This is a genomic window from Fibrobacter sp. (genome assembly GCF_045601785.1).
Classification (GTDB): domain Bacteria; phylum Fibrobacterota; class Fibrobacteria; order Fibrobacterales; family Fibrobacteraceae; genus Fibrobacter.
On sequence record NZ_JAZSAF010000026.1, the window covers coordinates 23,377 to 46,960 of the forward strand.

Annotated in this window: 28 protein-coding genes and 1 pseudogene; 26 read left to right on the forward strand and 3 right to left on the reverse strand. The window is 44.9% G+C overall.

Annotated elements, in window-relative coordinates:
- Position 1: 1 nt before the first annotated feature.
- From ACKI61_RS04255 to ACKI61_RS04310, 12 genes are all read left to right on the forward strand, one after another.
- On the forward strand, positions 2-685 hold the full coding sequence (locus ACKI61_RS04255) for a MotA/TolQ/ExbB proton channel family protein (RefSeq protein WP_407456541.1): 684 nt from the start codon (positions 2-4) through the stop codon (positions 683-685).
- A 47-nt stretch (positions 686-732) separates the two neighbouring features.
- Positions 733-1,137, forward strand: a complete 405-nt coding sequence (locus ACKI61_RS04260; RefSeq protein ID WP_173352170.1) for a biopolymer transporter ExbD — start codon at positions 733-735, stop codon at positions 1,135-1,137.
- A 248-nt stretch (positions 1,138-1,385) separates the two neighbouring features.
- Positions 1,386-2,033, forward strand: coding sequence for an energy transducer TonB (locus ACKI61_RS04265; protein ID WP_407456542.1), 648 nt, complete (start codon positions 1,386-1,388; stop codon positions 2,031-2,033).
- Between the two features lie 56 nt (positions 2,034-2,089).
- Positions 2,090-3,172 carry a tetratricopeptide repeat protein gene (locus ACKI61_RS04270; protein ID WP_407456543.1) on the forward strand — a complete coding sequence of 361 codons (1,083 nt, stop codon included), beginning with the start codon at positions 2,090-2,092 and terminating at the stop codon, positions 3,170-3,172.
- A gap of 36 nt (positions 3,173-3,208) precedes the next feature.
- Positions 3,209-4,165, forward strand: a complete 957-nt coding sequence (locus ACKI61_RS04275) for a helix-turn-helix transcriptional regulator (RefSeq protein WP_407456544.1) — start codon at positions 3,209-3,211, stop codon at positions 4,163-4,165.
- An 87-nt stretch (positions 4,166-4,252) separates the two neighbouring features.
- Positions 4,253-4,588, forward strand: a complete 336-nt coding sequence (locus ACKI61_RS04280) for a hypothetical protein (protein ID WP_407456545.1) — start codon at positions 4,253-4,255, stop codon at positions 4,586-4,588.
- 129 nt (positions 4,589-4,717) lie between these two features.
- Positions 4,718-5,641, forward strand: coding sequence for a hypothetical protein (locus ACKI61_RS04285; RefSeq protein WP_407456546.1), 924 nt, complete (start codon positions 4,718-4,720; stop codon positions 5,639-5,641).
- Between the two features lie 12 nt (positions 5,642-5,653).
- Positions 5,654-6,631, forward strand: a complete 978-nt coding sequence (locus ACKI61_RS04290) for a hypothetical protein (RefSeq protein WP_407456547.1) — start codon at positions 5,654-5,656, stop codon at positions 6,629-6,631.
- A 41-nt stretch (positions 6,632-6,672) separates the two neighbouring features.
- Complete coding sequence (locus tag ACKI61_RS04295) at positions 6,673-7,641, forward strand: hypothetical protein (RefSeq protein ID WP_407456548.1); 969 nt, start codon at positions 6,673-6,675, stop codon at positions 7,639-7,641.
- Between the two features lie 29 nt (positions 7,642-7,670).
- Complete coding sequence (locus ACKI61_RS04300) at positions 7,671-8,198, forward strand: BspA family leucine-rich repeat surface protein (protein ID WP_407456549.1); 528 nt, start codon at positions 7,671-7,673, stop codon at positions 8,196-8,198.
- 147 nt (positions 8,199-8,345) lie between these two features.
- A complete protein-coding gene (locus tag ACKI61_RS04305) occupies positions 8,346-9,836 on the forward strand; it encodes an McrB family protein (RefSeq protein ID WP_407456550.1) in 1,491 nt (496 codons plus the stop codon).
- A 2-nt stretch (positions 9,837-9,838) separates the two neighbouring features.
- Positions 9,839-11,317 carry a 5-methylcytosine restriction system specificity protein McrC gene (locus ACKI61_RS04310; RefSeq protein ID WP_407456551.1) on the forward strand — a complete coding sequence of 493 codons (1,479 nt, stop codon included), beginning with the start codon at positions 9,839-9,841 and terminating at the stop codon, positions 11,315-11,317.
- A gap of 5 nt (positions 11,318-11,322) precedes the next feature.
- Here ACKI61_RS04310 and ACKI61_RS04315 read toward each other — a convergent pair whose 3' ends face one another.
- The gene (locus ACKI61_RS04315) at positions 11,323-11,499 is read right to left on the reverse strand and encodes a rubredoxin (RefSeq protein WP_407456552.1); all 177 of its coding nucleotides are present in this window, start codon (positions 11,497-11,499) and stop codon (positions 11,323-11,325) included.
- Between the two features lie 347 nt (positions 11,500-11,846).
- On the opposite strand from ACKI61_RS04315, the gene ACKI61_RS04320 reads away from it, so the two are divergent.
- The 7 genes from ACKI61_RS04320 to ACKI61_RS04350 all read left to right on the forward strand — a co-directional run bounded on the left by ACKI61_RS04320 (position 11,847) and on the right by ACKI61_RS04350 (position 15,669).
- The gene (locus ACKI61_RS04320) at positions 11,847-12,029 is read left to right on the forward strand and encodes a hypothetical protein (protein ID WP_407456553.1); all 183 of its coding nucleotides are present in this window, start codon (positions 11,847-11,849) and stop codon (positions 12,027-12,029) included.
- 299 nt (positions 12,030-12,328) lie between these two features.
- The gene (locus ACKI61_RS04325; RefSeq protein ID WP_407456554.1) at positions 12,329-13,075 is read left to right on the forward strand and encodes a hypothetical protein; all 747 of its coding nucleotides are present in this window, start codon (positions 12,329-12,331) and stop codon (positions 13,073-13,075) included.
- A gap of 20 nt (positions 13,076-13,095) precedes the next feature.
- Positions 13,096-14,205 (forward strand): hypothetical protein, encoded by a 1,110-nt coding sequence (locus ACKI61_RS04330; RefSeq protein WP_407456555.1) that lies wholly within the window; start codon positions 13,096-13,098, stop codon positions 14,203-14,205.
- A gap of 76 nt (positions 14,206-14,281) precedes the next feature.
- A complete protein-coding gene (locus ACKI61_RS04335; RefSeq protein WP_072979441.1) occupies positions 14,282-14,500 on the forward strand; it encodes a DUF3791 domain-containing protein in 219 nt (72 codons plus the stop codon).
- Positions 14,497-15,063: a DUF3990 domain-containing protein gene (locus ACKI61_RS04340; protein WP_407456556.1), complete on the forward strand. Its 567-nt coding sequence runs from the start codon at positions 14,497-14,499 to the stop codon at positions 15,061-15,063. Before ACKI61_RS04335 ends, ACKI61_RS04340 begins: the two co-directional genes overlap by 4 nt.
- A gap of 3 nt (positions 15,064-15,066) precedes the next feature.
- On the forward strand, positions 15,067-15,276 hold the full coding sequence (locus ACKI61_RS04345; RefSeq protein WP_100425943.1) for a hypothetical protein: 210 nt from the start codon (positions 15,067-15,069) through the stop codon (positions 15,274-15,276).
- Positions 15,277-15,366: 90 nt separating this feature from the next.
- Positions 15,367-15,669, forward strand: coding sequence for a helix-turn-helix transcriptional regulator (locus tag ACKI61_RS04350; protein ID WP_407456557.1), 303 nt, complete (start codon positions 15,367-15,369; stop codon positions 15,667-15,669).
- Between the two features lie 21 nt (positions 15,670-15,690).
- Here ACKI61_RS04350 and ACKI61_RS04355 read toward each other — a convergent pair whose 3' ends face one another.
- Complete coding sequence (locus ACKI61_RS04355; RefSeq protein WP_407456558.1) at positions 15,691-16,314, reverse strand: hypothetical protein; 624 nt, start codon at positions 16,312-16,314, stop codon at positions 15,691-15,693.
- A gap of 153 nt (positions 16,315-16,467) precedes the next feature.
- On the opposite strand from ACKI61_RS04355, the pseudogene ACKI61_RS04360 reads away from it, so the two are divergent.
- From ACKI61_RS04360 to ACKI61_RS04390, 7 genes and pseudogenes are all read left to right on the forward strand, one after another.
- Positions 16,468-16,968: pseudogene (locus ACKI61_RS04360) on the forward strand (type II toxin-antitoxin system death-on-curing family toxin); the annotation flags it as partial.
- Between the two features lie 2 nt (positions 16,969-16,970).
- On the forward strand, positions 16,971-17,696 hold the full coding sequence (locus tag ACKI61_RS04365; protein WP_407456559.1) for a metallophosphoesterase: 726 nt from the start codon (positions 16,971-16,973) through the stop codon (positions 17,694-17,696).
- 49 nt (positions 17,697-17,745) lie between these two features.
- The gene (locus ACKI61_RS04370; protein ID WP_407456560.1) at positions 17,746-18,399 is read left to right on the forward strand and encodes a hypothetical protein; all 654 of its coding nucleotides are present in this window, start codon (positions 17,746-17,748) and stop codon (positions 18,397-18,399) included.
- Between the two features lie 78 nt (positions 18,400-18,477).
- Entirely contained in the window at positions 18,478-19,488 is a 1,011-nt protein-coding gene (locus ACKI61_RS04375; protein ID WP_407456561.1) for a helix-turn-helix transcriptional regulator, read from the forward strand.
- An 83-nt stretch (positions 19,489-19,571) separates the two neighbouring features.
- Positions 19,572-20,231: a hypothetical protein gene (locus tag ACKI61_RS04380; protein WP_407456562.1), complete on the forward strand. Its 660-nt coding sequence runs from the start codon at positions 19,572-19,574 to the stop codon at positions 20,229-20,231.
- Positions 20,232-20,244: 13 nt separating this feature from the next.
- Positions 20,245-22,287 (forward strand): DUF2779 domain-containing protein, encoded by a 2,043-nt coding sequence (locus tag ACKI61_RS04385; protein WP_407456563.1) that lies wholly within the window; start codon positions 20,245-20,247, stop codon positions 22,285-22,287.
- A 3-nt stretch (positions 22,288-22,290) separates the two neighbouring features.
- Positions 22,291-22,917 carry a GIY-YIG nuclease family protein gene (locus ACKI61_RS04390; protein WP_407456564.1) on the forward strand — a complete coding sequence of 209 codons (627 nt, stop codon included), beginning with the start codon at positions 22,291-22,293 and terminating at the stop codon, positions 22,915-22,917.
- 11 nt (positions 22,918-22,928) lie between these two features.
- Here the strand turns inward: ACKI61_RS04390 and ACKI61_RS04395 are convergent, their stop codons facing one another.
- Positions 22,929-23,450: a hypothetical protein gene (locus ACKI61_RS04395; protein WP_407456565.1), complete on the reverse strand. Its 522-nt coding sequence runs from the start codon at positions 23,448-23,450 to the stop codon at positions 22,929-22,931.
- Between the last annotated feature and the right edge of the window lie 134 nt (positions 23,451-23,584).

A 23,584-nucleotide genomic window follows, 5' to 3' on the forward strand; every position in this document is an offset into this window, starting at 1 on the left:
AATGTCTAACACCCACTACATATTCCTCGAGTCTCTGCAGAACACGTACCAGGCCGGTGGCGTGGTGATGCTCCCGATTCTGTTGGCAGGGGTCATCGGATTCTATTACCTGTTTTCGACATGGGTACGCATTGGCAGCGATTTTTTCCGTGCAGATGTGAACAAGGTGGTGAAACGCATGCATCGCGACCTGAACAGTGGCGAAAGGGACAAGCTAAATGCAGTGACTCCCGCGAGCGTGGAAATGGCTCTGAAGCGTTTGCGCAAGCGTGGAGGGCTGTTGTCGAGGGAACTTTGCTATGCCATCGAGATGGCGCAAAACAATCCCGAGGGGTTCCGCGATTATATGCAGGTGCGCTTGATGAAAACGGTGCGCTACATGGAACAAGGGAACCACATCGTGTCGGTAATGGCCTCCGCGGCCCCGTTGCTTGGACTCCTTGGAACGGTGACTGGCATGGTGTCTACCTTCGAAGTAATCACGCTTTATGGAAACCAGAACCCGGTGCTTATGGCCGACGGTATTTCGGAAGCTTTGATTTCGACTCAGAGCGGACTTTTGGTGGCCTTCCCGCTCACACTCCTGAAACAGCGCCTGGACGAACGAGTTGAGATGCTACGCCAGAACATGGAACTCGGTGCGACGGTGATAGAGAACGTTTTTGTAGAGAAGGCGGAAGGCTAAAAGTTGTTGCGAGCGAAACGAAGCAACCTATGGATGAGGATTTACTGATGGAGTTTAATTTACCAAGACGGAAGCAGAAGGATATGGGCATCGAGATGGGGCCGCTGATGGACATCGTGTTCATTCTCCTCATCTTCTTTGTGGTCACCTCTTCGTTCACCCGCGAAACGGGTGTGGATGTGACTAAGCCGCAGGCGCAGACTGCAAGCCAACTCGAAAAGGAAAACCTGCTGATCGCCATTACTCGCGAAGGGACGATTCACATGAACGAACGCCAAGTGGACCTTGCGAGTCTGCAGGATATCTTGAAGCAGTCGCTTGCGAAGACCCCTGATCGCGAAGCTGTGGTGATTGCCGACAAGGGCGCTGAAACGGGCGTGCTCGTGCAGGTGATTGACATGTGCAACTTGGCCGGAGTGAAAAAGGTATCGATCGCGGCTCAGGCGGAGTAGGAGCTATGAGCAATGAGGTGTGAGGTCGGCACTTCGTGCCTTTGAGATATGAGGTAGATAGTGGTTAGTAAACAGTGGTTAGTGGTTAGGAAAAGACGTATGACGATAGATGAAAGAGGGAAAAGGTTGTCATTGCGAGCCGAAGACGATATACGATACTTGGCAACTTGTTGCCTTAGTAGAGTTAGGTTCGAAGGAGCAGCAATCTCCAGCAGTCGCCTCGCGCCTCGAGCCTAAATGGTAACGTAATGTTTAGATGGATTAAAAAACTGGTAAAGCGTTTTAGCATACTGCTCGCGGCGGTTCTCGCGAGTATGTTGCTCGTGTTCTCGGTGACGATGGCGAACCTTTTCTTGACAGGCAAGGTGTTTCACGAAAAAAAATACAACAAGGCGGAAGTGGCGATCAAGAAGGTGGATGAAGTCGAGAAAAAAGTTGAAAAGAAGAAACCTGCGCGCAAGCCGAATCGAATGAAGTCAAATTCACGTTCACCCAAGGCGGGGCCGCGCTTTGCGATGAATTTAGGTGCCGCTTCGGGAACGGCGGGTGCCGCCATCAGCGAAGAACTCGTGGCGGATTTCCGCGGCGGGGCGCTTTCTACCGAAAAGGGCGATGTCGACAAGAAACCCGAAAGCCGCGGCATGGCGAATTTTCAGGTTCCTCCCAAGATTCGCGATAACGAAATTGATGCGACACTCCGCTTGAGCTTTTGCGTGGATGTGAGCGGAAGAGCATACGACATTAAGGTAATTGAAGAATCTCCGGCGGGTTCGGGACTTGCTGCTGCGGGCCGCGAGGCACTTGGCCGCATGACGTTCGCCCCTGCCGAAAAGGGCGGCAAGGCGGTGCCGTTCTGCGGGATGGAACAGCCGTTCGAAGTGAAGTTCAGAGACTAATGGCTATGAGGTGTGAGCTCGGGCCTAGCGGCCCTTTGGGCTATGAGGATTGATGAATGTGTAATTATGGTAAGACAAAAAAATCTTGGTTAAGAGTTTTTTCGCTCATAGCTCATAGCTCATGGCTCGTAGCTATTTTCCTCGCTGCATCTTGTTTCGCCGCCCAGTCCGCATACGACCTGATGGAGCGCGCGAACGCCCTTTACCGCGATGGAAGATTCAAACAGGCGATTACGCTTTACCGCAAGGCAGAATCCCGCGGAGCCGACCCCATCGCCACCAGTTTCAACATCGCGAACAGCTACTATCAGAGCGGCATGTACGCCGAAGCCGCCGCCTCTTACCGCAAGGCTGTCGACTATTCCTCGGGAAAGTTTTCACCTGCGCTATTCAACATGGCGAGTGTCTATTTTCGCCTGCGCCAGTACCCCGAATGCGTGGCGGCGTACCACCGCGCGTTGAAACTGGAACCCGAAAATGTTTCGGGCTGGCTTTACTTAGGCGAAGCCTATAGTAAAGTGGGCGATGCGGTCGGCGCGCTGCGGGCCATCGAAAAGGCTTACCAGTTCGACAAGGAAGATATTAGCATTGTCTACCAGTTGTCCGAAGCGAACATTTCCTTGAACGATTTTGAGCGCGCCGTGGCGGTGATTCGCGAAGGCTATGCCGCGCATCCCGAAGAAATCGATTTCCTCGTTTACCTAGGCGACGTATATCGGCTGAACAAGCAGTATGAAGAGAGTGCAGGCGCCTACCGCGAAGCTCTTGGCGTGCGCCCCGACGAAGTTTCTACGATGTACAAGCTCGCCGATGTCCTTGCCGAAGACGGCAAGCCCTTTGTCGCGATGGATGTGCTGAACAGTATTACGCAAATAAAGCCCGACTTTAGCGATGCGGCTATTTTCCTCGGGAACCTAGCTTACGACGCCAAGTTCTACGACCGTGCCGAATCCGCCTACGAGCTCGCCGCCAAGCATGGCAACGCCGAAGCCGTGTTCGGCTTCAAGAACATGGCCTACGATGCCCACGCCCAAAAGCGCGACGACGAGGCGCTACGCCTGCTCCGCACCGCCCAAAGCTATTTCCCGGACGATGTCACTCTACAGGCCGACATCTTGGAATTCGAAAAAAGCGAATAGTGAAAGAATCTGCGCCCTCATTTATTTATATTAGAAGTGAACATAAAATTCACCGTCAATGACTTGATGGAATCTTTCAATATTCCTGCTGAAGAACGCCGCAATGTGCAGCGCGACATGCGGTTCCTTTCGGAGATGGATGCTGGCCGCTACATTGCCGTCGAGACCGAGGGCCGGACTGCGGTTTACCGTTCTGCGCTCCGCAATGCCGAACGCCTTGTGTTCCCGGATTTCGAAAACACGATGCTCCATTTCGTGTTCCTCAAGCGTATCGCGAACATCTACCCCGCGACAAGTGAAATTATCATGCAGCTTCTGGAGCGTATCGAGGGAAGTCTGCCGGTCGGCGAGCGGAAATCGCTCGGCCAGCTCAGCAGCGAACTGAATACGAAGATTCTTTTTATGGGTACGCCTCCGGATTTCGAAGAAGACGCAAGCGAAAAGTTGCGGATCATTCTTCGTGCAATCCATGAGCACCGCAAAATAGATGTCTTTTACATGGGGGCTTCGGCGTCGAGGAGAAAGTCCACCCGCATTCCCCTGATGATTATCGTCTATCAAAACGAAATTTATGTGGCCTGCGAATCGGAAAAAGTCAAGGAAGCTACCTACACGCTGAAATTCCGCCGGATAGTGCAAGTCAAGCTTTCCAAGGAATCCTTTGTCGAGAATCCGAAGGTGATAGATAAGCTGCGCAGGCCGGTTGCGTCGGGTGCTGCGTTCATGAGCGAACAGGAACCGCATCTTGAAGACATAGAAATTGAATTTGAATGGGGTGCGCGCCACTACCTTATGGAAAACAAGTTCAACCGTTCCATGCACATGCGGGTATTGCGCAACGCCAAAATTCTGGTGACGATGAAGGCCGATGTGAACCAGCTTCTGGTGAACTGGGTAACTTCTTTCTCGACTGCCGCCCGCGTAGTGAAGCCAGCCTCGCTGCAAAAGAGCCTCAAGGAATATGGGGAATATTTGCAGTCGGTTTACGGGTAGAAAGATATTTTTTTCTGTTTTTTGGGGGAGAGCATCAAATGTCATTATTTGTCGCTTGCGTATGCTATATTGTATATGTAGGTGATAATGATCAAAAAAAAGTCCAAAGAGCGGTCTTTTGACCAGTTTGCCCGCAGGTACTGGGAAAAGTTTGTCAACGGGATCCTTGTGCCAGGCGAGCGGGGTTGCGTACCTTCCGAGGGAGAGACTCTCAGCGTATACAATGAACTTAAAGAACGTCACCCTGAATGCGATGAGCTCATCTACTTTACCGACGGTTACGCCCCGCCTCCGGTATTCAACACCAAGCGCCCCATCGACGTACTGTGGGTCATTTGCAGCAGGCAGTGCTATGCAGAGAACTCTACGTGGATCCGCAAAATCAAGCGCAATCGCGTCACCTTTATTCCGAGGAGTGAATGATGCCAACCAAGAAAACTCAAAATAAAAACCTAGTGAATCTGCTAGAGGATTAATGAAGCGTGAATTATTGCGTAAATTGAAAAAGAATATATTTTAAGTTCATGACAACTTTTGCATGCAGGCCTATATATGGAATCAGGAAAAAGTGAATTCAGCAACATCATCACGATGGATGACGAGAACATCGAAAAGTTCAAGAAGCTCTATGGCGAAGGTCGTCGCCTTACCCCTCCAGACTCATCGTTTGATGAAAGAGAGCTTTCTTTTTCGCAGATTATTCCTGAACCGGCAGAGGATGATTCGGATAAGAATTGGGTGGATAATTCCTTACAAGATAAAATGCCGGACCCAGTGGTAGGTCGGGAACTTGAAATTTGGCGGTATGACAACTGGGGTACATCTAGCGATCTTTTATACGACTCGAATATGCCGAATGTCCAGTCATTAGAAGGTCTGCTGAAGGGAGAATATGCGTTTTTCACAATGTGTAGACCACCCATTAAAGTCTATGAAAAAATGGCTGCAGACGGACTGGTGTTTGAAACGACATGGGGGTCTGATGCCGATGACGAATGGACGATTGGAAAAGGCCAAGTTGTGGATGGGCTGTTTCAGTATCATATCGGTCCGATGACTGGTTCTGAAAAAATGTCTTTGCAATGCGTGACCAATAATTTCCTCGATTCAGAAGAAAGCTTGAATGACCAACCGACGATTGTCGTGAAAGATCGCGAGCATCTTGATCAGCTCCTTGAGGAATTGCAAGAAAACATCAAGACTGCTCTGTATATGCAAGGAAATTTTTCTCTTATAGGCGGCATTGTAGGAAATACGGTTGTCTTGAATAATGTTTTAGACCTGAATTTCTTGGATGTTTCCAATGTAACCGATTTGAGCAATCTTTTTGCAAATTTCGACATCTCCCCCCACCCCGAAGATGGATGGTTCTGCAAAATCAAACTGGACATCAGCAAATGGAACGTATCAAACGCAACAAAGACCGCGCTCCTGCATGATAACAAACGGGTTGATCTAGTAAACATGAGCAAATAATCGGAGGAAAAAATGGCAAACTGGGTATGGAACTATTTAAAAGTCTCGGGAAAGCCCGAAAGAATTAAAGAATTCAAGGAGAAGGCAAACCTTGACGGCAGAGTGTTTAACTTCAAGGCTTTTGTTCCCTTCGATTATGACGATCCTAGTTATCAGAACTTATCCGAAAAGTACCCCGACTGTGAACCAATAGAAGGGCATGAGCAATTTAATTTTAAAGATTGGGTAATTGACCACTGGGGAACAAATCGCAATTCATTAGATTCAACAATTACGGAAGAAACCGATGATTCTATAGGTTATTCATTTACTACCGCTTGGCAACCTCCAAGCGAACTTCTAACAGCGTTGGAAAAGCTTTATCCCGACCTAGAATTTTTTCATGATTATTCGCAGGAAATCGATGACGAGGGAGCCGAGTATCTATTGGATGAGGCTGATGATGAAATTTTATCTAACATGCTAGAATTTGCAAACATCATCAAGATGGATGATGAAAACATCGAAAAGTTCAAGAAACTCTATGGAGAGGGACGGCTTTCTTTTTCGCAGATTATTCCGGAAGTTCAAAAGAACGAGGCAGACGAGGAATGGTTCGATAATTCTCAACAAGATGCAAGTATTTTTAGAGATGAAAAGTCTGAGCCGATAGGCAAAACCCTTGCGACGTGGCGTTTGGACAATTGGGGAACTCCCAGCGATTTGCTGTATGAAAAAGGACCATCCTTACAGACTTTAGAGGGGTTGTTAAAGGGGGAATATGAGTTTTTCACAAGGTGTAGGCCTCCCATTGGAATTTATGACAAAATGGCAACTGACGGACTGGTGTTCGAAACAGAATGGAGGTCTGATGCTGATGACGAATGGGCCGTTGGTAAAGGTCTAGTCGTAAAAGGAGACCAGGTTCCAAGAGGAATTTTTCGGTACAATATTGATGCGGTGACAGAACCTCTTCTCAAAGAAAAAACGGACGATGACCTTCCTTTTTGAGTTATCAATTGTATTAATTTATCCAGGAATCCAGGAAAACTATGGCTGAAATACAAAATTTCATCAAGATGGACAAAGAAAACATAGAGAAATTCAAAAAGCTCTATGAAAAGAATTTCACTTATGAAGATGACTTAGTGCTCTTCTCGTTCGCGATGATTGAACCAAATCAAAAGGAATGGGGCACCGGTGATGCTTTTGACGACATGGGCGAAACTTTCTTTTGCTCGTTGGACGAAATCCTTGCCGGAAAATATGATTTCCGCACGGCCAATTGTCCACCGATAAAGGTATATGACAAGATGGCTTCGGACGGCCTTGTCTTTGAGGCGGAATGGGAATCATTTGACCTCGATGACGAATGGGCCGTTGGCCGCGGAAGAACTTATTCGGGTCGATTTGGTTATGGCGTTGATTTTGCGGCCACAAGACAAAGAATGATCGAACTAGAAGCAGATGAGCTGAGAAGTGAATCGCCATTTATCCCTACAAACTACCAGGGGTACCATGTAGATTCCTTTGGGAACGTTTGCAATATAACATATGATGATGACACGGGCTGCAAACTGGATAAAGGCGACGTGATGTGCGTTACCGGCCTCGCTCCAAGTATTTTTTCAAAGGTCTATCTGCTCCCCGTAAAACAGATTCTTGAAACAGAAAAGTTTGATCACGAAAGTTTCATAGAAGAAAGAGTGGCTGCAGGTAGCGACGTTATCGCATTTAAGGTTCCTGACTTCTTTGAAGATTTGTACGATATTGAAGGCAAGGAAATAGATGAATTCTCTGATTATCTACGTTGTCTTGGTTCTCGCGGTGAACAGCTGTATCTCTTGGATAAAGAGGGAAAACGGGTGACCTGCCTTAAGGACGTTGACCATTCTGAACCTGATTCCGAAGGGAACGTCTATTATCCAATTATGGAAGGGGACTTTGAAAGTACCGATGATGGTCGCCGGGATCTGTCCACTGAAGTTAAAGAAAAATGGCGTTCTAAACTCGGCCTGTAAAAAAATGTATCAATATAACCGGAGAGATGATGACTCAACAACCCAAAGACATGCCCATCGTCGTTGTTACGACAAAAAAGCAGTTGCAGGATTTGATTAAAGAGACTATGGCTCTTTATGGTCCTGAGTGTGACCTGAATTTTATAGACGTTTCTCAGATAACGGATATGTCGAAACTGTTTGTTAAATCGCAATTCAATGGTGACATCAGTCAATGGGACGTTTCCAACGTGACAAACATGTGCGCCATGTTTTTCTCTTCAGAATTCAATGGCGATATCAGCCAGTGGAATGTTTCGAACGTACTGTACATGAGAGCGATGTTCGCCATTTCTGCATTTAATGGAAATATTGACCAATGGGACGTCTCCAAGGTGACCGACATGAACTATATGTTCAGGGCCTCGGCTCTTAAATCAAAGGGAAAGGTGCCCGCCTGGTACAAAGAACCCGAGGATCTAGAGTCACTTCCGTTCCTAAAAAAGGAAAAAGATGACATGTGGTTTAAGGTGAAGGATATTATGGAAATGCTCAAAAATCCTGCGGATGAGATGTGATTTGGCATTTTTAGCAAAAAAGACAGCTTTTACGAAAAGTCCCTTAAAAAAGTCTCTCTTTTTGTTGAAAGTCCCTAAAAAAATCCTAATAGTCGAAAAATATGTATATATTTAAATAAAAAGTGATGAATCTATCAAGGAGATAAAATGGCATTGAATGATCAACAAAAGGCAAAACTGCTAGAAGAAATAAAAAAAGAAATGGAAAGGCGTAAATCAGAAACCCAATTGGTATGCTTAGTTACAGATTCTTCTTGCGTTCAATACAAAACTAATGATGGTGGAAGCGAATGGGGATATAAAAAATATCATTATGAATTTGCTCCGATGACAAATGAAGTTGAAGTTGGGTTTCATTGTGAAGACATGATCGAACGTCCTGAAAGAGCTAGATTTGACACATTAATTGCAAATGATGAATTCTTGGAGTCAATAAGCACCAAGAGGCGTTCTATGCCTCATTGCGCTATAAAATATGCCAAAATTTCCTATGACTATGGTAATCTTGAAAAGACTGCGAAAGACGCTGTAGAAAAAATGATTGAATTTGAAAAGAACTATGGAGATAAAATTCTTGGGTATATCAAGAAAAGTAAAAATTCAAGTAATGATGAATCCGTCCCATCCGTCATCAAGGAAAATAAAATGATTGAAAATGAAAATCCGTATGTAAAATTGCTTCTCAACAATCACAACATCATTCTTCATGGCGCTCCGGGCACTGGTAAAACTTACTTAGCCAAAGAAATTGCCAAGGATTTGATTTTCAATGCAGAGGATAGAGCTCTGATTAACAAAAAAGAATCTGAGGTTGCGATTGAAGATAAAGAAAGATTTGACGCATTGAAAAAGCAATTCAACGAACAGTGTGGTTTTGTCCAATTTCATCAATCTTACGACTATACTGATTTTGTAGAAGGACTGCGTCCTGTTAAAAAAGAGGGTTCAACAGACATCGTTTTCGAGTTAAAGGACGGCGTATTTAAGCAATTCTGCCAAAAAGCACTCCGTGATGAAAAAAACGATTATGTTTTCATCATTGATGAAATTAACCGTGGTGAAATGTCAAAAATTTTTGGCGAGCTATTCTTCTCTATTGATCCAGGATATCGAGGAAAAGAAGGTAAAATCAGGACACAATACGCGAACCTTCAAGATGGAGCAAATGAATTTGACACCGCCTTGGGAATAGCCGACAAAAACTTCGGTCACTTCTTTGTCCCCGAAAATGTTTATATTATCGGCACGATGAACGATATTGATCGCAGTGTCGAAAGTATGGATTTCGCCATGCGTCGCAGGTTCGCGTTTAAAGAAATTACAGCTTCTGAACGTTCAGATATGTTAAAAGAACTGGGCTCGTCCTATGATGAAGCTGACAAACGGATGACTCGCCTTAACAGCGCCATTAAAAAAATTCCTGGTCTTTCTTCTGCATACCATATTGGTCCAGCGTATTTTCTTAAATTGAACAATTACAAAGGCGAAGGCGACTTCGAACAACTTTGGACAAATCATATAGAAGGCTTGTTGAGGGAATACCTTCGTGGCATGGACAAAGTTGAAGAAAAAATAGAAGGTCTAAAGAGAGCGTACGATATTGGGATTGCCTCGGAATCTAGTGAATCTCAGGAATAGTTATGATTATTTCTATAAAGGATAATCAGTACAAGGCTGTCCCGTGGGATGAAGCTGTAAGTGCAGAAACCTCGCTTGACGAAAAACAACAGAAATTGCTGAAAGGATTCAGCGGAATTTCTCTCAAAGGACTTTCCGAGAAAAAGAAATTCGGCAATTTCCTTGTGTTCCCTTCTAAATCCGCAAGAAAAGAACTCGAGGATAAAGATTATATCTTCAAGTCCGTAGGCGAAAATTTTGCAAAACCTTCATTCTTGACGGGAAACGTCATGGGCTTTTTCCGCTTGGGTGATGATGTGCAAATGCGGATAACATCTCGATTTGACAGTAGCGGGAAAAATTATTTCCTGCACTACATGCTTCAGAGGGTCTGCAACGTTGCCATTGTTCCGCAAGAAACGGATTCTGAACAAGACGATTTCTTTGACTTTCTCTTTTATTTATTTCCTGGTTACCTGAATGCCGCTTGTCGTCAGGGAATTTATCGCGCCTACGTGACTAGGAGCTACAACGATGTCAATGTCCGTGGACCAGTTGATGTCGCAAAACACATTCGTTTCAATACGCCCTTTAACGGGAAAATTGCTTATCATACCCGCGAATACACGACCGACAACAAGGTGACTCAGCTTGTTCGCCATACTATTGAATATATTCGCAGCTTACAATATGGCAGTTGTGTTTTCGAAAATAACGGAGATACGAGAGACAATGTAAATGACATCGTTGCCTCGACCGTGAGTTACAATAGAAATTCTAGGCATCAGATTATCGCCCAAAATCTAAAACCGATAACGCATCCCTATTATACAGCATACGAGCCTTTGCGCAAGTTATGCCTTGCTATTTTGTGCCATAAAAAAATGGGGTATGGAGCTGACACCAATAATCCGATTGCTGGAATTCTTTTTGATGGGGCGTCCTTGTGGGAAGAATATTTGGCAAAGGTGTTTGAAGATCATAAAATAGATTTGGTTCATTCAAATAATCGCGACAGGGAAAATGGCGTTAAAATATTTGAAAATGGCGGTATTTATTATCCAGATTTCTATAGGAAAGATTCCAGGAATTCAAACACCATTGGGGATTGTAATGGATTTGTCCTTGACGCAAAATACAAGCAATTATATACAGTAAATGAAGAAAAAATAGATGGTGATGAAGAGTCTGTCGAAACAGCGGGCGGTACGAACTTCCATTTCCAGCGCAACGACCTGTTCCAAATGCTAGCCTATATGCATACATTAAAAGCAAGCAATTCCATATTGATATCCCTTTACGAGAGTTGCAATGTCGATGTAGCGAACTCTCTGAAGTTTTCAAAAGATACCGGTAGGGGAAAAACGGCCTTAGGGTATGGCGGGAAGATTGACATAATCGCATTACCGATATGTTCAAAAGTTGACTCTTTTAAGGAGTTCTCTAATTATATGCGTGTGATGGAAGAAACTTTCATTGCTCGCATTAAAGAATTCTTTTAACCAGTTTAGTCAATATTCTCGAAATCTTCTTTCTCTGCTCCGCAGTGAGGACATACCCAATAGTCGGGTAAGTCTTGGAACGATGTTCCCGGCAAGGCGTCTGCGCTGGCATCCGGGTCTCCGTACTCCGGATCATATATATAATTGCAAATAATGCATTGGTATCTATCGTTTTCATCCATAAAAAACTCCTTTTCGTTTCCATAAATATTATCGTTTCGTGGGAGGTTTTTGTCAAGATTTATGATAGGATAAGGTGAAAAATCTTCGGCAACAGGGGGCTTAAAGCAATCATCGCTATATGCGTCTTTAATTGTCGCATTCCCGTTGTATATTTGCCTTATAAGTCAAGGAATCTCCATGAAAAAACAAGCAGAACAGACAAAAAACATTTTCGTCCTGGAAGTTTACGAGTTCGCGCCCTGTGAAAGGCGTGCTTACCAGGTCTACAAAGAAAGATGGAGCCGCTGCGCTGGCCCCTGCGCCCTCACTTGGCAAACGAAGGTCGGGTATTTCGAGACATTGCGCGATGCCGAAAACAACATCAAGAAAATTGTTCGTCGAAAACGCTCCCTCCGAATTTTGCGATCGTTTTGGCGATGCGGCCTATGTACTCCCGCCCTCGTTCCCTGTCCAGAAAAAGTACGCCGTGGCACTCTGCCGCGGGCTCAAGCAGGCGAAAACGGAATCTGTGGACGAACTTCCGTTCTAGAATTTGTTAATTCTCTAAATAAAAGGAATTAAAACTAAATTCAAAGACAACTCTATAAATCTAGAGAGATAAATGCAAGTAAAAACAGCAAAATCCTGCTGAAAAAGCAGGATTTTCGTTTTTTTTGCGAAAATCCCTAAAAAAATGACAAAATCGAGACAGTATTTGTCGCATGGGGTTTGTATATTACGCTTTAGATTTGTGCGTATATTTACATTTATGCATAAACAAGCGATAATATAATGCAGCAGGCAAGGCGGCTTTGCTGCGCAAACTCAACGCCTTTGACAGGAGTTTTTATGGCGACAATACATTCGGACGACAATCGCGAAAGTTTCGTTGATTTTTGCAAGCGGGAGGCGGCTAGGCTCAAGCTCACGAGCGACGAGATGCACCAGGAAAACAGGGAGCAGGATGAACTGAACGCCCTCCAGAAAAGACGTTCTGAACGCAAGTGCGCGTTGCTTTACAATAACCTGGACCTGATTCTGCGGCACCGGGACGAAATTATCGCAACCCCGCGGTACGCGAATATCGATGTACAATACGCAATCAAGGGTGGCGGGCTTTATGTGGGACACCTGTCCGCTGTAAGGCATTTTAACTTCGCCGGCACCCTCGTCAGCATCGGCCTCAAGCTTTCCTCGCTCCTCGAAATCTGGGACAACGAACAGTTCAAGGTGGAATGCAAGTGCGGCGACACGGCGGTCATCCGCTCGTTCTCGGGTTCGCCCCTTTCGGGAGGATCGGTGGCGACTGCGATTTGCCCCAAGTGCAAAAAAGAAATCCTCGTCAAGAACCGTAGCTTTGGCGGTTATTGTGGCCTGATGAGCATAGGGCACGAGAGGGATATCGAAAAGGTCGTAAAAAGCATTATCGCCAAGTGGACCCTTGCCGAGGTCGCATACGAAAAGAATGCTGCCGAAGGAAAAGATGCGAAATGGAGAAAAGCGGGGCTCAAATTGCGTGACGATGGAGAACCCTGCAATCTTGAAACTATGATCAACGAACTGAAGCTGAAGGAATTCCAGCTTGCTTCACGATGATGAAATATAAGGAGGATAAAATGGAACAATGCAAAATCAAACCATGGAATATCCGCAAGCTGCACTTCGCAATCGACCAGCTGCAGGGTGCCGGGAAACGCAGGGATCGGAAGGAAATGCACCGTGAACTGGATGCTATGACACGCCTGCTCTGCGAATCGCACAAGATGACCTTGCCTGACTATGGCCAGGCGGGCGGAGCGCCCATTTCGGGTAGCGGCCTGAACATGGCGGTGTTTGCCGTCAAGAAGGGAAAGTTCCCGCAAGAGAATGAAATGCAGGAGAATTTCTTCCCGTGCAGGCTTGTCGAGGGTGAGCGCGGCGATTGCCTTGTTTGTGTTGTCGCGTCGGCGGAAATCGCCAAGGCGTTGGCTGCGAAATTGGAGGTGGATAGCTACATCTTCATGGAACGCGCGGGCGCCCGTGCGCCCGAATTCTCGCAATATTCCAAGACGACGGATGACACCGGCTATTACTATCTAGTCCAGGTAAATTCGAGCCTTCCGCTACAGGAACCGTCGGCGGTATTCGATGCCATCGCTCAGATCGATGCGCTTGTGGATGGGCTGGACGAAAAAATGCGGAAGATGCTTTCTGAAGAGAACGTGGATGAATTTTTGGAATTCCGGAAGCGTGCGTACTATATGCACAATGGCCTCGGAAAAGACGAAACCTACGAGGCGACTCTTGAGTGGCTCAGGGTACAGCAGTTCGCGTTGGTGGAGTTGCCTGAATCGGAAAAGAAGCTTACCCCCATGTTCAACCTTACCCGTTTTGAACTTTGCATGAACCATCTGGGGTACGCCGTAAAGAAGATTGCAGGGGACTGCCGTTATGTTGTATTTAATACGCATGAATCGGCGACCTTCGAGCACAACATGCAAACGGTCGCGGAGCGCATGCACGCCGTAAAAATCCAGATGTCGCCGGAAGAGTGCTGCCCCTCGATTGCGGAAAGCCTCCGCGACGAGGTTCTCTGCTACGACAAGGATAAATACTACAGCGTAGAAGCCCTGAACGAGAAGGAATATTTCCCCATAAACGCGAGCGCTCCAAAGCGGCTGGGGAGCTTTATGCGTGCCGTGTACTATTGGGGCGCCGCGCTCCGCCCTGTCTTGGACTTGAAATGATGGGTGAAAATGTGATAAAAGAGCGATTTTAGAAAAAAAATATGATACGCAGTCCTCTTTTTTATAAATTGTTGGTATGCCGGAACAGCAGCAGATACTCTTTATGCAGATTCGGATTCTGAGGATGGCCTCGGAACGGTTTTGCCTGACATTGAAGGCTACTGCGGAGCTTTTCAAGAAGTTCGATGTCCTCAGGTATATCCGCGAATGTTTTGGCATTTTCCATGTAGAAGGCGACGAGGCTGTTTTTGAAGATGTCAAGGCTTACCTCAAGGCGAAGGGGGCTGATTTATGAAGCAGCTGGAAACAGGACTGATTCTCTATCACGGAAGCTATTGCGCCGTGGAAAAACCGGATTTGGACAGGTGTGCGAAATTTAAGGATTTTGGTAGAGGATTCTATCTCACATCTTCTAAAATTCAGGCGGAAAACTTCGCGAAGATTTCTGCGGCAAAGGCCAAAAACCGCGGGCTGATTTCTGAGAATGAGCGCTTTGGCTTTGTTTCGTCTTTTTCGGTGACGGATGCGGCCGGACTGAATTGCTTTTATTTCGATACCGCTGATGTCGCCTGGCTTCACTGCATTGTCGCTCACCGCAGGAGTAGCGCATTCATCGATATTCGCAAAGAGATGGCTGACTACGATGTTGTGTCGGGCAAGATTGCGAATGACGATACCAACGCAACGATTCTTGCTTACATGGGAAATGTTTTTGGCCCCATGGGGAGCGAACAGGCCGACAACATGTGCATAAGCCTTTTGTTGCCCGAACGCCTGCAGGACCAGTTCTGTTTCAGGAGTATGGCAGCCCTTTCTAAACTCCGGTTTGTGAAATCCGAGCGGGTGATTTTGAGGTAGTCTATGGCAAACGACAAAATTTTGTTTTCCATGGACTTGACGGCGCTTATGGCGGTCGAGAAAATCGCAAAGGAAACCCAGAGGTCTCCCGAAGATGTCCTTGTAGATTTTATGGAATCGAATACGGCGAAAATGCTTTACGACGATTCGAATAAACTTTGGTGGGATGGTCCAGACGCCACCGCCGAAGAGTTCAAGCGGGAAACGGTTTAGGCTTCCTCTTTCAAAAAACACTTGTCACCTGTTGGACACTCACGAATGGAGCCTTTATTCGTATAGCGACATCGTTGAAATGGACCCAAGGTGCTTTTCCCTGATTCCGTCCGTATCGATGAAGACGATGATGCGCTTGAGCCGGTGGAAGAATTGGGTTGGTACAAAAAAGCGAAGAAGAGGATGAACCCCGCAAAAGTGCTGAAAATAATGCGGGTAAATGCGGGGCTTACCCAGGCGCAATTGGCCAAAAAGGTTGGTCTCGCAAAACAGAATTACAATTCGCTTGAACGTGGCGCCAGACCCATTTCTATGCTCATGTCAAAGAAATTAGCCGATGCTCTCGGGACATCTTATTTGATGTTTTTCCGCGAAAATAAAAGCAAGTTATAGCCTGTCGTAATCCGGCTGATTTCATTTCTTCAACGTTACAGGATATACGAGCCTGATTTCTTGCTTGCGCGGAGAGCGGCCTTTATACGTACTTTCGATTCGATATTCGTCAAACGAATTGCGTTGGGGCAAACATTCCATTTCGGCAAGTTCAAGCAGTGCCTTAAGCCATGTGGTTGCGCTAGTGTGCGCGACGCCGTTCATTCCCCAACGGATTAAAGGAGGATGGTCGGCATCGGGGCTTGTTCCCTTTTCCCAGCTTGCATCATGTTTCCAGTATGTGAGTTTGCCGATCTGTTCCGTTAGCGTCTCTGGGATTTCCTCAAATACGATATACCCTTCACCAAATCTGCCGGGGTGTCCAGAACAGCAATAACGAGTCCTGCAGCCATCTATGCTGTTAAGCCGCATAATGGTATCCGCCAGCGCCGTATCAATGGCTCTGTAACCATCCTTGTACAGAATGTCGAGTTCCTGTATGTTTGTTGGGGCTGCGTTGATATAGCGACGCTTTTCAAAGTTTACGAAGGTTATATCAGACTGTAACATGTTGCTGATTTTCGGACTCTCCATATCCCTAACGAATGCTATTTCTGACTTTCTCATATTCGGATCCTGCTGGATTTCTAAAAATATCTTCTGCATACGACAAATATTGTCGTTTGTCACTCTAGCACAAAATTTTTTTTAAAGTAGCTTTTATGCGACAGTAGTTGTCGGATAGTATGTGTATATTTACGATGATTTCCTTGACGAACTTTACAAAAAGAGGCTCTTATGAACAACGATACCCTTTCACTTATTGACGTGGTGACGGATTACGCTTTTGCGCTGGATACGCTGGACGATTACGACCATCAGCGGCTTGTGCTGCGCAAGTCTGCCAATGTGGAAAAGTTCCATGCGACTTACGAGAGCGCGATGGCGGCAATTCAGGGGCTCAAGGAGAAGTTTGGCGGTAGCGAGCTGTTTGCCCACGAGAAGGATGACTCGTTCAAGAGCAGCATCGGGCAGATTTACCAGACCTTCGGCGGTGTGGAGCTTTACCCGAGCGTGGAACAAAAAGCGGCGATGCTCCTCTATCTCGTCACGAAGAACCATTCGTTCAGCGACGGCAACAAACGCATCGCGGCAACGCTCTTTCTGTGGTTTTTGCTGAACAACGGCATCTTGTATAAGGATGACGGTTCCAAGCGAATTGCCGACGCGACGCTCGTGACCATGACACTGATGATTGCGGAGAGCCACCCCGAAGACATGGAAATGATGGTTAAAATCGTGGTGAATCTGATGGGGTAATCATGCACAACAAACGACAACTGTGGATTTGCGGGGACATTCACGGCGAATTGTCTGGGCTTGTCCGGAATGCGGTGAATCGCGGGATATCGTGCGCCGATATCCTGGTTGTCGGTGATTTTGGTGTAGGCTTCGGTCGCCCGAAATCGATGGACGTTGCCTACGGCAAGGTGCGTGCGGCTCTAGAGAAAAATGATATTTGTATATACACGATTCGCGGTAATCACGACAACCCCGCGTTTTTCGATGGTAAGCACGATTTCGACCGACTTCATTTTTTGCCGGATCACAGCATTGTCGAGTTATGCGGCAAGAGAATTTATCCTGTTGGTGGGGCAGTTTCTGAAGACATTGACTTGGTTGACTCGCTGAGTCGCAAGTCGCGGCGGATGGTAAACGATTCTCTAATCAAATTTGGCTCCTCAAAACGTGTTTGGTGGCCGAATGAGGCTCCTGTGCAGATTGTCGAAGACCTTCCCACTGCTGTTGATATCGTAGTGTCGCACGAGGCGCCGTTTTCGTTTGATCCGCCCCTCCTACAGGCGGATTATGTGCGAGATGAAACTTGGCTGAAACTCGTCGAATCCCGCAAGTATTTGGATTATGTCCTGTCACAAGTCAAGCCCGCCTTGTGGTTTTACGGGCATTATCACTGTCATTTTGAGGGAAATTACCAAAATACGCTTTATCGTTGTATGGATATTGCAGAAATGGTGCGGGTTGTTTAAAATCGCGATATGCGTCAATAGTTGTTTCCATAAAGGAGTGAAATTTCATATGCGAACACTTAAGCAGATAAAAGATGACATTATTGCCGTTCAGAAAGAACTGGTGGTTTTTGAGGGCAAACGCGCAATGTTACGTAAGGCTCACCTTGGACTGTTGTCTTATTGTTGGTCCGACGGTATGGAGATTGATCACGATGCCGTATCGACGAGCGGTCCTGATCTTGATGGTATTGAGGATGACTCCAAGGCGTCAATCATTGCGAAGGAATTATATAGCAGGACTATCAATGCAATGAAAAAGTTGCATAAGTTGATTTCTCGCGATTATGGTGAGATGTTCGCCGAAAAAGAAGACGAAATTGTATTCTTATTGCAAAATAAAGACGATTTAGAAGAAAAAAATCGGGACATGCTTGGTGCTTTTAGGAAAATTCGGAAACTTTTCCCACCGGCAGGGGGCGAGTGTGTCCTGTGGATCGGCTTTTGTGCCAGTGACGTGGAGGCGTTGCAAAGCCTATTGGCGAAAGCGGATGATGCGATTGTTCGGGACAATGGTCAAGAACTTCGTAATGTTCTGACAGAAATGTTTTGCAAGCAGGCTCCCTTGCTAAAAAGTCAGGTCGAGGAACATCTTCGCAGCTTGAAAAATGAGCGAGACCAGCTGGCGCTCAAGTTGCCCGTGTTGAAATTGAGAAAAGTTTAAATAAGAAATAAATGAAATCATGCGACGCTATTTGTCATGTTTTATATATATTTATGGAAAACAAATTCAGGAGAAAATATGGCAGACATGACCCGTGGCGAAAGGACGGTGCAACTCTTTGCGAAGGTGATTTCGAATCCCGACAAGAAATTTACCGTTAGCGACCTAATGACTTCGTTTGAAATCCCCGAAGGTGAACGCCGCAACGTTCAGCGTGATATGCGGTTCCTCTCGGAGATGGATGGCGGACGCTACATTGCCGTAGAAACGGTGGGGCGCACGGCTTACTATACTTCGGCGCTCCGCAACGCAGAAAGGCTTCTGTTCCCAAACTTCGAAAACACGATGCTGCATTTCGTGTTCCTGAAACGCATCGCGAATATTTATCCGGCTACTAGCGAAATTATCACACAGCTTCTGGAGCGCATCGAAAAAAGTCTGCCGCACAGCGAACAAAAATCCCTTCAGTTACTCGGTGATGCGCTGAACACCAAAATTCTTTTTATGGGGGCACCTCCGGATTTTGAAGAAGACTCCAGCGAAAAAATCCGGATTATTTTGCAGGCCATTCACGAACATCGCAAAATTGATGTGACCTACAAGACGGAAGAAGGTGAAAGACAATCGACCCGAATTCCACTGATGATCATCATCTACGAAGACGACCTCTATGTAGGTTGCCAACGGCAGGGTGGCGAGACCTATACGCTTAAGTTCCGCCGAATCAATGAAGTCAAGCTTTCAAAAGAAACATTTGTTGAAGAGCCGAAGATTCTTGATAAACTTCGCAGGCAGGTGGTGTCTGGAGCAGCGTTCATGGGGAGCCAGGAGCCGAAACTTGAAGATATAGAGATTGAGTTCAAGAGCCGGACAATCCTCTATCTCGACGAAAATCCGTTTAACCGCTCCATGCGAATCGGCAAGCCGAAAAACGGAAAGGTTACGGTGAAACTGAAAGCCGAAGTAAACAAGCTCCTGTTCAATTGGATAGTTTCTTTTACGGATGCCGCCCGCGTCATAAAGCCCGTTTCTCTACGCAAATGGCTCAGGGAGTACGCAGAATACCTGATGGAGAATTACGGGAAATAATTTTTTCTCCGTTTTTTGTAAAAATCAGTATATATTAGGGGTAGGAATGGGGAATGATCCAAAAGTAAAGACAGGAGAAAAAAATGGTTCAAGATGACGATATCAAGCAATTCATTGATGAATTTATGAATTCATCCCTCTTTAAGAAAAAAATTGATAAAATTGATGATGGTGATGTTTATAATGAATTCTCTTTACAGCACGAATTAGGAATCTTCTTGAGAAAAAAACTTGAAAAAGAAGGTTTTAAAATTCAGTTTGAAAAGAATATTGAATATTTTGGCGGTAGCGGGTTTGTAAAATCTGAAATGGACATCGTTGTTTTCAATGGCCTTGACAAAAAATCACAAAAGTATGCAATAGAATTAAAATTCCCGACTAATGGTGCCATCCCCAAAAGAATGTATCAATTTGTGGAAGACATTAAGTTTATGGAAGAAGTCAAGTCTGAGACTAAATTCAATAAAACATTTTGTTTAACTTTGGTCTCTGATTTGGCAAAGGGCGAGGGCAAGACGAAGGGGGATGGCTTTTGGAAAGAGAAAATCAAAAATGACGGAATATATCAATATTTTAGGGGTGACTCTCCAACCCCTATTCTGGGAAAGATTAAAAATCCAATAAACGTGAAAAAAGGGACAAAAAGTAAAATTCCCCCATATTTTGAGATAACTAAAGAACGCCGAATAAAGTGGAATCAAATAAAAGATACAAGTTTCCATTATTATTTGTTAGTAATCTAAGAAAGGATCGGAAATGCCCAAACTTTTCACCAAATCCGCTTTTAACCATGCCGTAGAATGCCCGATGCGGGCGTATTATTACCGAAACAGCAAAGAGTATGCCTATCACTATGAAGGTCCGGATGGCATTGCCGAAGTAGGTGATCAGTTTGGCGCACTTGCCTGCGTTTACGAGGATGTTCCTAACGAGAATATCATTCAAAGAGGTGGCGCGAATCCGATTGAGGCGCAAGCAAAATCAATTGCGGATACACTAAAGCTTTTGCGAGAAGAAAACGTAGATATCGGAGAAGCGGCCATTGCGACGGACAAATACCTAGTCTATGTGGACATCCTCCACAAGCGAGGTGACGAACTTGAAATAATCGAAGTCAAGTCCAAGTGCATTGGCGCTGATGAACTGTTATATGAGTTTGACAAAAATGGAGAATTCTCTTCCAAATACATTGACAAAATTCTGGATGTGACCTTCCAGAAATATGTAATTCAGCAATTCATTAAGACCCATAAAGAATTCTCGCGTCTTAAAGTGCATGCTAGTCTGATGCTTGTAAATTCCGATGCTGTGTGCGATGTAGATTCGCTGAACTCCCTTTTGCAAATAAAATTCCTTGAAGGCGACCATTGTGAAATAGAATGCGCTCCTGATATTCGCGAAAAATTGCAAGACAAAAGTCGTATTGATCGTATTATTGATGTCGATGAAATCAGCGATAAGATTATCGCAGATGAAATCCGAAATATAGCAGATGATTTCTTTGACGGCTGCTTTGTAAAATTCGTTGAAAAAGTGGCAGGTATGTATGTCAACAATCACAAGGATTATAGCAACTGCCGCTTTAGTGCAAAATGTTTTAATAAATGCCCATACTATGTTAGGTATGAAAAGAGAGAAGACGGAACCATAGCAAAATGCAAAGAAGATAAACAAAAACAAGATGGTCGTGCCGAATGTTTTCAGGATCTGTTTGGGGTTGATATAGCCGGGAAGGTTCTAATTAATGAAACTAAAGGCGGAATAGGAAATGGAGGCTTGCCCGCAAGCCTTAAGAATATTTGGGTTGAAAAAAAGAAATTCCTTCTGTCCGATATTGATGAAAACGAATATGTTCCTGCCGAAAACGCAACGCCTGAGGCCTTCCAAAAGCGTGCGGAACTATCGAATAATGACCTCCGTTACCTGCATGTGCATAGCACAAAGACAGGGAGTAACGAACCGATATTCCTGAAAGCGGCGGCAAAGGAAATTAAGTGGACGTATCCGCTTCATTTTATCGATTTTGAAACTTATCAGGGAGCTGTTCCGCTATTTAAGGGATATCACCCTAACGAAGAAATTGCCTATCAGTTCTCGCACCATATCGCCTATGAAGATGGTACTTATAAGCATGCTGGGGAATATATTTCTCTTGAGCCTGGTAAATTCCCGAACTTTGAATTCGTTCGTGAATTAAAGCGTCAATTGGAAAAAGATAATGGCGATATTTTCCGCTACGATATTCATGAAAATAATATTCTCAATGCTATTCGAGAACAGTTGATCAATTCTAATGAAGCGGATAAAGATGAACTGATTCGCTTTATAGAAAGTATTACGCATCCCACAGGAAGTTGTAAGAATTCTTTTGTGGCGGGTTCCCGAGATATGAAGGATTTGAAGGTAATTGCTCAGAAATATTTCTATCATCCGAGCATGGGATCGTCAAACTCTATTAAGCGGGTGATGCCCGCTATTCTGCAGAGCGATCCGTATTTCCGTGAAAAGTATGGTGACGATATGGATCCCTATCACAATTTGCCCTCCTTGGAGGTGTTTGCCGCCGAAGTCAACAAGGACGAGTTCCCTGCCGACTTTGATGATTCGGATGTCTGGAATGCTAATAAGCAAATCAATAAAGGTGGTATTAGCAAATTGGATTATGTGTTGTTGCAAGCAGGTCGCTTTAATAAGCTACACACGGAAGCTATTCGCAGGGCGTCTCTTGAATACTGCAAACTGGACACATTGTCCATGGTCCGCATTTGGGAATATTTCAGGATTTCAACAAAGGAGTAAAATATGAGCGGAAAAATCATCCTTAAAAAGTACAGTGAAAAAGAACAGCCGATTCTTGTTCCTAAACTAGAAGAGAATTCTAAATACATAGATACAGAAGCTGGGTGTTATAAGTGGTGGGCGAAATGGAATGAACTCGATAAAATTATAAATCATTTTAAATGTCCGGAACTTGAGTTTGAAAAAATTGAACCGGAACTTGAATTTTTTGATAGTGGCAAAGAAAGGTACTATTGTATTTATGTTGGTAAGGCTGCGGTTGGAAAAACAACAAATTTGCGGGTTAGAGTTGTAAAAAAACATATTAAGGGGAAGGTTCGCTATTCTACATTGCGAAAAACAATCGGTAGTTTAATGCGATATTATAAATGTGCCAAACCTGAAGATAAAATAGTGGAGTTTATAAGGGAACTGTATGTTCAACCAATTTATTTAAAAGGCGGTGATTTAAATACATTTGAACGCGGTCTTATAAACGAGAAACAAAAAAGGAATGAAGGAAAAACATATTTCCGAATTCTGAATTATATGGAAAACGAGCACAAGCTTGCTGAGAAATCAAAACCTATAATAGAGACGGCAAGAAGATCTGCAGAAAATGATAACCCCGCCATATTTAAGAGAAAGTAATAATCACTTCCTCACTTAGCCGTACACATCTCAAAAATCCGAATCCCATCCTTGACGAAGTCGCTGAGCTGTACATGCAGCCTGGGGTCGTCAGGAGGGAGCGGCTTTCTGCCGTTTAGAAAGGTCATCATTTCTTCATCGTAAGTAGTGGCGGTTTCTTGCTGGCTGGTATCGTTGTTGTGAACAGTCCAGAAAGTTTCACTGGGGTCTTCGTCGTTGCAAGCGGCCTCTACTAGCCATCGGTAGTTAATCTTGTTTGCATGCAAAAATTGGAGAGAATCCCAACCATGTCCCTTAAAGCTAAAACTGGGAATGGACAAAAAGTATAAATCCTTAAATTCGATACTCTTTTTGGCGGCGTTGCCATAAGTAATCCTATTCGCGTCAAAGTAGCCTACTTCACCTGGAAAAGTTTTCATCACGGTGTCGGAATAGTCAAAACTGTCCGGCAAATCCTTAAGCAGGTTGTAAAGTCTATCAATATCTGCTTTCGTCCCGAGAATGAAATCGACTTGAGAATGGTGTGCCGCCATTTGCAATTTCCCTTTTTTAACGAAATTTATTGTTTCCTATAACAATATAATTGTTTTATGCGACAAATAATTACGTATTCAGTTGGTGGTTGATCGTGTAAAATAAGCGACTATATTTGTCGCATAGTGCTCCT